Raw genomic sequence first — 11,160 nt, forward strand, 5'->3', positions numbered from 1 at the left:
CTTATAAAATAAAGCGGCTTAAATCTTCATCTTCAACTAATGCGCCTAAATGTTTTTCTACATAAGCGGCATCAATAGTAAGGGTAGAGCCTGCTTGTTCAGATGCATCGTATGAAATTTCTTCCATTAGCTTTTCCATTACCGTATGTAAGCGACGAGCACCAATGTTTTCGGTTTTCTCGTTTACTTGCCAAGCGGCTTTAGCAATGCGCTCTATTGCATCATCGTTAAACTCAACATTTACTTGCTCAGTTTTAAGCAATTCACGTTGCTGCTCAGTAAGTGAAGCATGTGGCTCGGTAAGAATTCGTTTAAAGTCATTAGCACTTAGTGCTTCAAGCTCTACACGAATAGGTAAACGACCTTGTAGCTCAGGGATCATGTCTGATGGTTTAGCCATTTGGAACGCACCTGATGCAATAAATAGCATGTGGTCTGTTTTCACCATACCGTGCTTTGTATTAACGGTTGAGCCTTCAATTAATGGTAGTAGGTCGCGTTGTACACCTTCACGGCTAACATCTGGGCCTGACGAATCGCCACGCTTACAAATTTTGTCTATTTCATCAATAAACACAATGCCGTTTTGCTCTACTGCAAAAATAGCCTGCTCTTTTAGCTCTTCAGGGTTAACTAATTTAGCGGCTTCTTCTTCGGTTAATAACTTAAAGGCTTCTTTAATTTTTAACTTACGCTTAGTACGTTTGTCGCCACCCATGTTTTGGAACATGCTTTGCAACTGGTTGGTCATATCTTCCATACCAGGAGGCGCCATAATCTCTACATTTGGCTGTGCTTGTGCTAGATCTATTTCTATTTCTTTATCATCAAGCTGACCTTCGCGTAATTTTTTACGGAATGTTTGACGAGTAGATGAGTTGTCATCGCGCTGCGTTTCACCGTATTGATCTTTAGCCGGTGGTAAAAGTGCATCTAAAATACGCTCTTCTGCTGCTTCTTCTGCGCGGTGTTTAAACTTTTTAGTTTGTTGCTCGCGGGTCATTTTAATTGATACATCAACTAAATCGCGAATGATAGTCTCTACTTCTTTACCAACATAACCCACTTCAGTAAATTTAGTCGCCTCTACTTTAATAAAAGGCGCATTAGCGAGTTTAGCTAAACGGCGGGCAATTTCAGTTTTACCGACACCGGTCGGGCCAATCATTAAAATGTTTTTAGGGGTTACTTCGCTGCGTAAGTCATCGTTTAGTTGCATACGGCGCCAGCGATTACGCAGGGCAATAGCCACGGCTTTTTTAGCATTAGCTTGACCAATAATATGCTGATCTAACTCGTGTACAATTTCTCTTGGGGTCATAGCAGACATAATGGGTCCTATTATAATTCTTCGATTGTTTGGAAGTTGTTGGTAAATACACAGATGTTGCCAGCAATGGTCAGGCTTTTTTCTACGATATCGCGAGCGCTTAAATCGGTGTTTTCTAATAGGGCAGTGGCTGCTGATTGAGCAAAGTTACCACCGCTACCAATGGCAATTAAATCGTTTTCTGGCTGCACTACATCACCATTGCCGGTGATAATTAGTGAAGCAGTTTCATCTGCAACCGCAAGGAGTGCCTCAAGCTTGCGTAAGGCTCTGTCGCTACGCCAGTCTTTGGCCATTTCTACAGCGGCTTTAGTGAGGTTACCTTGGTGCATTTCTAGTTTGCTTTCAAAGCGTTCGAAAAGGGTAAAGGCATCAGCAGTACCGCCGGCAAAACCAGCAATTACTTTGCCATTATAAAGGCGTCGAACTTTACGGGCGTTGCCCTTCATTACGGTATTACCAAGTGAAACTTGGCCGTCGCCACCAATTACTACTTTATTGTCGCGGCGTACACTTACGATAGTGGTCATGTTATTCCTCATCATCAAGCTGCGGGGGCAGCTTGTAAAAAACGATTATGATGAGGTTATATGGGTGAATGGACTAATTTCAAGTCCAGCCCCAAATTCCGCAGCTAACAACATGCACTCGCTTGAGTTTGTTTTTGTCGCTTTCGGCTTGGCGCTTTGTTTTATAAGGGCCTAAACGCACTTTATACCAAACACCATTAGTACCTGTGGTCTTTTTAATTTCAGAAATTAAGCCCGCAAAGGCAATTTTAGCTTTGAGGGTTTCGGCTTGTGCGTGTGTTCTAAACGACCCACACTGCATAACATAGGGGCCTTTTTGCTCAATTTCTCTTACTTCAACTTGGATCTCGTGCTCTTTAATTTCTTCAATGAACTTAGGGGCGCGAGGTTTAGCTATTTCTACTTTTTCAGCTGTTTTAGGGTGCGCCTGCTGCTCAACAAGCTCAGGGTCGGCGTTATTTTTAATAAACCATAAGCCGTAAGCAAAGCCGCCTACAAGCAAAACAGTAATAACAACTAAAAGTATAGGAAATGGTTTTTTAGCAGGGGCTTGCTTGGTGTTTTTTCTACCCGCTGGTTTTTTATTAATATAATCGTGCTGTGCCATTTGGCTTTAACCTAAATCATGTCTATAGGGTCAACATCAAGGCTCCAGCGCACTTTTTGTGCAAGTTTGCTGGTACTTAAATAGTCGACCATTTGCGCAAGATACTGATGCAATACTTTGCGGTCTTGCGCTTGAATATGCAATTGAAACCGGTACATACCCGCCACTCTTTCTAGTGGGGCAGGGATTGGACCGAGCAATTGTATACCAGATACACCGTTAACAGGAACCAAATCCGTCAAAAAATCGACAACGAGCTTAATACTGTGCCCTTGTGCTCTAACTATAGCCATATTGGTAATGGGTGGAAGGTCGGCATCATCACGCTCACTTAAAGCAAAACGGGCAAAATCTTGGTAGCCATTATTTACTAAGTCTTGCAATAAAGGGTGTTCAGGAAAGTGGGTTTGCAGTAATACTTGGCCTGGCTCACCAGAGCGACCCGCGCGCCCAGCAACTTGAGTTACCAGCTGGGCTAAATGCTCTGTGGCTCTAAAATCGCACGAGTACAAGCCGCTATCTACATCTAATATAAGCACTAAGCTAACATCGGCAAAATGATGACCTTTAGCCAACATTTGTGTGCCCACTAAAATACGCGCCCCGCCTTGGTTTATCTCCTCTAAGGCTTTTTCTAAGCTCCCTTTACGGCGGGTTGAATCGCGGTCGATGCGGGTTACGGGTGTATCGGGGAATTCACTCGATAAAAATTCTTCAATTTGTTCGGTGCCTTTACCGTTTGGAAAAATTTGTGTGCTACCGCAATCAGGACACTGGTGAGGTACTGGGTGTTGCTCTCCACAGTGGTGGCAAATCATTTGGCCAATGGCTTTATGAAAAGTTGCGCTGGTGCTGCAGCGATTACACTCACTCAGCCAACCGCATTCGTGACAAATTAGCGTAGGAGAAAAGCCCCGACGATTTAAAAACACCATAACTTGCTTACCACGGTTTAAATGTTGGCGCATAGTGGCAAGGCTTGCGTGTGCAATACCCGCTTGGTCGGGCTGGCCTTTCATATCGAGCAACATAAACTGATTATCGGTCGCAGTTTGAGCGCGCTCTGTAAGGCTTAAAAGTTGGTATTTGTTGTTTATAGCTTTGTGCAGTGTTTCGAGCGCAGGGGTGGCACTGCCTAAAATAAGCGGTATTTTGTGCTGAAATGCCCGATAAGCGGCTAAATCGCGTGCGTGGTAGCGTAAGGTATCCTGCTGTTTAAATGAAGAGTCATGCTCTTCATCAACCACTATCATTCCTAACTTTAAAAAAGGTAGAAAAATACTCGAACGGGTACCTATTACAATTGCGCAGCTGCCTTTTTCGCAAAAACGCCATGTTTGCAAGCGTTCGTTATCGGTTAGGGCAGAGTGCCATAGCATAATTGGCGTATCGGGAAAGCGACGACGAAATCGGTTAACAGTTTGTGGCGTTAAGCCTATTTCAGGCACCAATACTAAGGCTTGCTCGCCACGTTTAAGGACTTCTTCTAGGCATTGTAAATATACTTCGGTTTTACCACTGCCTGTCACACCTTCTAATAAAAAGCTTTTAAAGCCAACACTTTGATTTATTGTAGTGCACGCTACGGCTTGCTCTTTATTAAGTACTGGCTTGGTGCCGACTTTGGGCGCAACGCTTTGCCATTGATTATCATGCTCAATGCTTTGGGTTATAAGCTCTTTATCTATTAAGGCATCTATTGTTTTTTTACTAAAGCCGAGCGCTTTTAGCTCGGTTACCGACGACTTACCCGATTGTGCGAGTTGCTTTAATAAATTTAACTGAGTTTTCGCTTTTAATGATGGAACCTTTGCGCCTTTTTCGGTAAGGCTAATCATGTTAATACTGGTTTTATCTGGGTTTTCACCTTGGCGAAGCGCACCTGGCAGCGCAATGTGTATGGTTTCGCCGAGCGGATAGCAATAATAGCGTGCAGTAAAGCTAAGCAGTTCTAAATGCTGTGATGATAAAATAGGAGTTTGGTCAATAACCTCAGTAACCGCTTTAATTTTGTTCTCTGGCACGTCGGTATGCGTTTTAAGAGCAAGAACAACCGCTACTTTCTTTTGATTGCCAAAAGGCACTAAAACACGCATCCCAGGCATAATAGGCGCCGAGGGCGAGATGAGTTGTTCATCTATTTTATAATCAAAGGTGCGTGGTAACGGAACTTTAATAGCAACTTCAACAAAACGCATAACAACTCATGTGATAAAGGGTAATAGCTTAATGTACTAAAAATAAGGCTAAAAACCTACATACAAATGGATGCGGTAGCGCTGGTTGGTTACTTTTTTGGCAAAAAGCGTAATTAAAGCTTGTGCGGGGCAAGCTAGTTGGATAAAATCCGCGGCCTATAAATTTGTTTTAACGACGTATGGTGCCAGACTTCGGGTTTGGAGAGCGATGCGGCCTTAACTAGAGGTTCCTATGAAAGAAGGTATTCACCCTAAGTACGAAGCAATTTCTGCAACATGTTCATGCGGAAACAAATTCGAAACTCGTTCTACTCTTTGTAAAGACATTCACCTAGACGTATGTTCTGCGTGTCACCCGTTTTACACTGGTAAGCAAAAGATTTTAGACACTGGCGGCCGTGTTGATCGCTTCAACAAGCGCTTCGGTGCACTTAGCAGCAAGAAGTAATTATTGCTGTTTAGTAAAAAAAGCACCTTCGGGTGCTTTTTTTGTGCCTAAAATTCATCATTTTTACTGAAAAACCACCGATTATTGCCGTACTACGTGTGCATAACTATTTCCTGTTCTTATTCTGAATATGCATAAACCTTTGCAGACAAACTCACAATTCTTCTCTATATTTTTTATACGTTAATTTTTAACCAAGCTGCTAAAAGTGCTTATCGTGGCGATATTTGTTTTTAACGGTGATAAACGCGCCATATTGGTGCATTTTACTATTTTAATATTCTGCTATTTTAGAAAAATATTGGCAGGGCAAAATGAACCTCAAAAAGCACTTTTTGAATGAATTTTTATTTGTTTAATATTGATAACTTTTAGCGAAGTTGCTGATAAATCACTTAAAATTAACGGATATAGCATATAACAGGATAGACCTGATATTGCTTGGAATTTAAAAATAATAAGAGTATCTTAGCCCCATACTCCCTCTCACTTAACTTAAATTGCAGGATACCATCGCGTTATGTCAGATTTTCGTGAACAAGCATTACACTACCACTCTCACCCCGTTCCAGGCAAAATCAGCATTGAGCTAACAAAACCAGCCGAAACGGTGCAAGATTTAGCATTAGCATACAGCCCCGGTGTTGCAGAGCCTGTGCGCGAAATTGCAGCAGACCCAGCCAATGCATATAAATATACCGGTAAAGGTAATATGGTTGCGGTGATCAGTAATGGTACGGCAATTTTAGGTTTGGGTAATTTAGGGCCATTAGCCTCTAAACCTGTTATGGAAGGTAAGGCGCTTTTATTTAAACGTTTTGCTGGCCTAGATTCTATTGATATTGAAGTTAAGCATCGCACCACCGAAGACTTTATAAATACAGTGGCTAATATTGCCGATACGTTTGGTGGTATTAACTTAGAAGATATTAAAGCGCCAGAGTGTTTTGAAATTGAAAAAGCACTTATTGAGCGTTGCAGTATTCCGGTTTTTCATGATGACCAACACGGTACCGCTATTGTAACTGCAGCAGGTATGCTTAACGCCTTAGAAGTGCAGGGCAAATCAATAGAAGATGCAATTATTGTATGTTTAGGTGCAGGCGCTGCAGCGGTTGCTTGCATGGAGCTGTTAATTAAGTGTGGTGCACTGCGCGAACATATTTATATGCTAGACCGCAAAGGGGTTATTCATACTCGCCGCGATGACTTAAACGAATACAAACAGCTTTTTGCTAACAATACAGATAAACGTACTCTACAAGATGTAATTGCTGATGCTGATGTGTTTGTAGGTGTATCGGGTCCTAACTTACTTGCACCTGAAGATCTAAAACTAATGGCTGATAAGCCAGTGGTGTTTGCATGTTCAAACCCAGATCCTGAAATTGCACCTGAGCTTGCGCATAGTGCTCGTAAAGACTTAATTATGGCAACGGGGCGTTCTGATTTCCCTAACCAAGTTAATAATGTTTTATGTTTCCCGTTTATTTTCCGTGGTGCACTTGATGTACGTGCAAGCGCAATTAACGATGAAATGAAAATAGCCGCTGTTGAAGCTATTCGTAGTATTGCTAAAGAGCCAGTGCCTGAGCAAGTATTAAAAGCAGCGGGTGTAGAAAAGCTCGAATTTGGTGCAGACTACATTATTCCTAAACCGATGGACCCGCGTTTATTACCACGTATAGCCAAGGCGGTTGCTATTGCTGCTGTTGAATCGGGCGTGGCACAAATTGACTTACCGGAAAATTATATGGCGTAATCTATAGCGCTTAAACAAAAAAACCTCAGCATGCTGAGGTTTTTTTGTTTAAAAAGACGTTTTATTCTTCGTCTAAAATAGGCACTTCTAAACCCATTTCTTGCATTATTTTTTTAACTTCTTCAGGTACTTTTTCTGCGTTATCTTTACGTAGGTCATCATCATTAGGTAATGGCTGGCCTGTAAAGGCATGCAAAAACGCTTCGCATAGTAACTCGCTGTTTGTTGCATGACGCAGGTTGTTTATTTGACGACGTGTACGCTCATCAGTTAATACTTTTAATACATTTAGCGGGATCGAAACGGTGATCTTTTTAACTTGCTCTGATTTTTTCCCGTGTTCTGCGTATGGGTGAATATACTCACCATTCCATTTAGCCATAAGATGTATCGTTGCCTCAGATTATTAATTTCTCACACGGCGTAAAAAGCGTGTAAATATGCGTGAAATTCTATCGTTTTAAAAAAGATAGTCAAATAATAGATAGCAATCTATCTTAATAAGCTAGCTGTAATAGTAAATACAGCTTTCTTGAAGTTTTACGCGTCTGTTATTTTTAGCCATCTAGAGCTTTAAATGCTTTGACTTATTATAATGGATAACTTACTCTTTTAGACGTCTAAACATCCAAATTAATCAGGTGACGAATATGAGCGAAAAAAACAAAGCAACCATTGCTGTACGAAATGGGGTTGATGCCGATAAACATCATGGCGCCGTTGTACCGCCAATTTATTTATCGACGACTTATTCGTTTGCCGATTTTGATACTAAGCGCGCATACGACTATGGACGCAGTGGTAATCCTAATCGCGATATTTTAGCTGAAACTTTAGCAGAACTTGAAGGTGGCGCACGCGGAATTATTACTGCTACGGGCATGGCAGCAGTGCACTTAGCCACACAGCTATTAAATAACGATGATACATTGGTTATTCCTCACGATTGTTATGGCGGCAGCTACCGTTTATTTACGTCGTTAGAAAAGCGCGGCTTGCTTAAACTTAAAGTACTTGATTTAACTAAACCAGAAAGCCTAGAACAAATTTTAACCATTAAACCTAAATTAATTTGGATAGAAACACCAAGTAACCCTGTGCTGCGCCTAACGGATATTAAAGCCGTGACGGATATAGCAAAACAGTGCGGTGCATTAGTGGCCGCCGATAACACCTTTTTATCACCGGCATTACAAAACCCAATTAAGTTTGGCGTAGATATTGTTGTGCACTCAACCACTAAATATATAAACGGCCATTCTGATGTTGTAGGCGGTGCAGTTGTTGCTGCAACACAAGAGCTTGGTGATGAGCTTGCTTGGTGGGCCAATAACATTGGTATTACCGGCGCACCATTTGATAGCTATTTAACGTTACGTGGTTTACGTACTTTAAATGTGCGTTTAAAACAGCACCAAGAAAATGCCCTGGCAATTGCTAAATACTTAGAAAGCTCTGAGTATGTTAGCCAAGTTTACTACCCAGGCCTTGAATCGCATCCTCAACATGCGCTTGCTAAAGCCCAACAGCTTGGGTTTGGTGGTATGGTTAGTTTTGATATTAAAGGCGATGTAGATGATGCAGCGGCGTTTTTAACGAGCCTTAAAGAATTTAGCTTAGCAGAATCGTTAGGTGGGGTTGAGAGTTTAATTTGTCATCCTGCGACCATGACTCACGCAGGTATGGAAGCTCAAGCACGTTTAGAGGCGGGTGTGGGCGATACGCTAATTCGTATTTCGGTCGGTATTGAAGATGTAGAAGACCTACTGGCTGATTTTGAACGTGTATTTAACTTAGTTAAACCTGGTCAAAATAAAAATGTAGGGCGTGTTGGTAAAGCTGCAGGCAATGCCAATGGTGATGTAAAGCAGCAGGCTGCTCATCCAGCTTTGTGGTGATTGAGTATGGTAAAAAGTGTACATAAATTTGGCGGCTCGAGCTTAAGCTCGGGCGAGCGCTATCAAAGTGTGGCAAAAATAATTATTGGCCACACACAGCCTGGCGATTGCGTGGTTGTATCTGCTGCGGGTAAAACCACCGATACATTGGTTTCGCTGTGGCAAAGTTATCAACAACAAGATAAGCAAGCCGTTGCTGATATTTTGCTGCAATTGAGTAATCACCAAACAGCATTAATTGAAGAGTTATTAAAAGCCGATGCTAAACACACGGCTTTAGCTGTGTTAGCGCAAGAGCTAAGTGATGTAGCGGAGCAAGCCAGCAAGCAGCAGTTACAAGAGGCGGCCTTACTGGCTCATGGTGAGCTGTGGTCTGCGCGATTATTGGCAGCCTATTTAACGCAATTAAACATTCAAGCGTGTGCTCATGATGCTAGAGCGCTGTTTAGTGTAACAAGCGGGGAGCTTTTGCATGCGCAAAACAAACAGCAATGCAGCCAAGTTATTGATGCAAATAAAATTAACGTAGTAACAGGGTTTATCGCAGCAAGTGCTGATGGTAAAACAGTTACGCTTGGGCGCAATGGCAGTGATTACAGCGCCACCTTATTAGCCAATTATTGCGACGCACAAAATGTATGTATTTGGACTGATACGCCAGGGGTATTTAGTGCCGACCCACGTAAAGTTGAAAAGGCGATTAAGTACAACAAGGTGTGCCGTGAACAAGCTAACTTATTAGCTCGATTGGGTAACCCGGTTTTACATGCTAAAACGCTTTCGCCTTTAAAAAACAGTAATATTAAACTGGCTGTACGTAGTAGTTTTGATGTGCAAACTGCCCCTACCGATATTGTAAAACAAGGCAAAGCTAAGCAAAAACGTTTTATTACTACATTACAAAACGTTGATTTACTGCTCGTTGAAGGCCTTAACGCGGGAGAAGTGGCGCATGTTAGCCAGCTTATTCAGCACAGCCTTCATCATTTTATACACAACGGCGATACATACTTAGTTGTGCCCGCGGGTGCAACGCATCAAGTAGTGAGTTATTTCGCTGGGCGAGCAAATATAAGCGAGTCTAATTTAAATGGCTGCGCGGTGGTTGCGCCTACGCAAGATGTTTACACATTAAGTACATTAGCGGCTGAGGTTTTAAATCAGCAAAGTATTCACCCTCGTTTTATTCATCAAGATACAGGCTATACATTGCTGTTAACAGATCAGTTAATAGAAAGCGATGTACTTAGTTTATTGCACGAAAAATTAATTAATAAAGGTCAAGAAGTTGCTCTGGTTGTGGCTGGCTTAGGTAATGTAGGCGATGAATTTTTAAGCCAGCTAGATGCTCAATTTAAGCGTTTGTCGGGCGATTATAGTATTAAGCTAGTTGGGTTAATTCGCTCGCAATATATGCTATTTAATGCCTCGGGTATTACACTCGGACAGTGGAAAAAACAATGGCAGCATAATGCCGTTGCTTATGAGCAGGCGGATTTATTAAGTGCATTAAACGAACTTGATTACGAGCACAAAGTTGTTGTTGATATAACGGCAAGCGAGCAATTTAGCCAATTATACACCGACTTTGTAGAGCGAGACTGCCATTTAATAAGTGCTAACAAGTACGCAGGCACTGCTGCATCTAATTGGTATAACGCGCTGCGCCAAAGTATTAGCGAGCGTAACTTGCATTGGCGCTACAACACCAGTGTTGGGGCAGGATTGCCAATTAACTTTGCGTTGGCCGATTTACAAAATAGTGGCGATAAAATTACCCGTATTGAAGGTGTTTTCTCGGGCACACTCTCGTGGCTATGCAGTAAGTACGATGGCAGTGTGGCATTTTCTGACCTTGTTCTTGAAGCGCAAAAAATGGGCTTTACAGAGCCTGATCCTCGCGAGGATTTATCGGGCCGCGATATGCAACGTAAATTGCTAATACTTGCGCGCGAGCTTGGCATTGAATTAGATTTAAATGATATAAGCTTACAAGCATTAATGCCTGATGAGCTAGCCCAAGGTTCATGGGATGACTTTTTAGCGAATAAAGATAAGCTAAATGCCTTTATTAAACACCATGCCGATGCGGCAAATGCGCAAGATGCTGTACTTAGGTATACCGGTTTATTGGCATTAGAGCAGGGTAAAGTATCGGCGAAGGTAGGTATAACTTACGCGCCTAAAGGGGACGCCTTAGCTAACTTAACTCCAGGCGATAATATCTTTGTTATTAATAGCCAGTGGTACAACGAAAACGCCTTAGTAATACAAGGCCCTGGGGCAGGCAAAGAAGTGACCGCCGCGGGAGTGCACTCTGATTTATATTGGTTAGTTAAAAACCTAAAATAGCGCAGCAAATATTAATAGTAAAACGGCAGCTTGTG

General features: G+C 42.1%; 9 protein-coding genes. 4 read left to right on the forward strand and 5 right to left on the reverse strand.

Annotation, left to right across the window (positions count from 1 at the left end; genetic code table 11):
- Position 1: 1 nt before the first annotated feature.
- From hslU to priA, 4 genes are all read right to left on the reverse strand, one after another.
- Complete coding sequence (gene hslU, locus EJ103_RS01575) at positions 2 to 1,330, reverse strand: HslU--HslV peptidase ATPase subunit (RefSeq protein WP_004589335.1); 1,329 nt, start codon at positions 1,328 to 1,330, stop codon at positions 2 to 4.
- 11 nt (positions 1,331 to 1,341) lie between these two features.
- The gene (gene hslV / locus EJ103_RS01580; protein WP_004589336.1) at positions 1,342 to 1,860 is read right to left on the reverse strand and encodes an ATP-dependent protease subunit HslV; all 519 of its coding nucleotides are present in this window, start codon (positions 1,858 to 1,860) and stop codon (positions 1,342 to 1,344) included.
- A gap of 79 nt (positions 1,861 to 1,939) precedes the next feature.
- The gene (locus EJ103_RS01585; protein ID WP_004589337.1) at positions 1,940 to 2,467 is read right to left on the reverse strand and encodes an SPOR domain-containing protein; all 528 of its coding nucleotides are present in this window, start codon (positions 2,465 to 2,467) and stop codon (positions 1,940 to 1,942) included.
- Between the two features lie 11 nt (positions 2,468 to 2,478).
- On the reverse strand, positions 2,479 to 4,665 hold the full coding sequence (gene priA, locus EJ103_RS01590; protein ID WP_126005653.1) for a primosomal protein N': 2,187 nt from the start codon (positions 4,663 to 4,665) through the stop codon (positions 2,479 to 2,481).
- A gap of 232 nt (positions 4,666 to 4,897) precedes the next feature.
- Between priA and rpmE the strand changes: the two genes are divergently transcribed.
- Positions 4,898 to 5,113 (forward strand): 50S ribosomal protein L31, encoded by a 216-nt coding sequence (gene rpmE, locus EJ103_RS01595; protein WP_004589339.1) that lies wholly within the window; start codon positions 4,898 to 4,900, stop codon positions 5,111 to 5,113.
- Between the two features lie 520 nt (positions 5,114 to 5,633).
- Entirely contained in the window at positions 5,634 to 6,875 is a 1,242-nt protein-coding gene (locus EJ103_RS01600; RefSeq protein WP_029771819.1) for a malic enzyme-like NAD(P)-binding protein, read from the forward strand.
- A 61-nt stretch (positions 6,876 to 6,936) separates the two neighbouring features.
- Here the strand turns inward: EJ103_RS01600 and metJ are convergent, their stop codons facing one another.
- A complete protein-coding gene (metJ, locus tag EJ103_RS01605) occupies positions 6,937 to 7,257 on the reverse strand; it encodes a met regulon transcriptional regulator MetJ (protein WP_004589341.1) in 321 nt (106 codons plus the stop codon).
- Between the two features lie 268 nt (positions 7,258 to 7,525).
- Between metJ and metB the strand changes: the two genes are divergently transcribed.
- Together metB and metL are read left to right on the forward strand one after the other, a co-directional pair.
- The gene (gene metB / locus EJ103_RS01610; RefSeq protein WP_126005655.1) at positions 7,526 to 8,773 is read left to right on the forward strand and encodes a cystathionine gamma-synthase; all 1,248 of its coding nucleotides are present in this window, start codon (positions 7,526 to 7,528) and stop codon (positions 8,771 to 8,773) included.
- Positions 8,774 to 8,779: 6 nt separating this feature from the next.
- Complete coding sequence (gene metL / locus EJ103_RS01615) at positions 8,780 to 11,125, forward strand: bifunctional aspartate kinase/homoserine dehydrogenase II (RefSeq protein WP_126005657.1); 2,346 nt, start codon at positions 8,780 to 8,782, stop codon at positions 11,123 to 11,125.
- Positions 11,126 to 11,160: the final 35 nt, after the last annotated feature.

The organism is Pseudoalteromonas sp. Xi13 (assembly GCF_003952205.1).
Classification (GTDB): Bacteria; Pseudomonadota; Gammaproteobacteria; order Enterobacterales; family Alteromonadaceae; genus Pseudoalteromonas; species Pseudoalteromonas atlantica.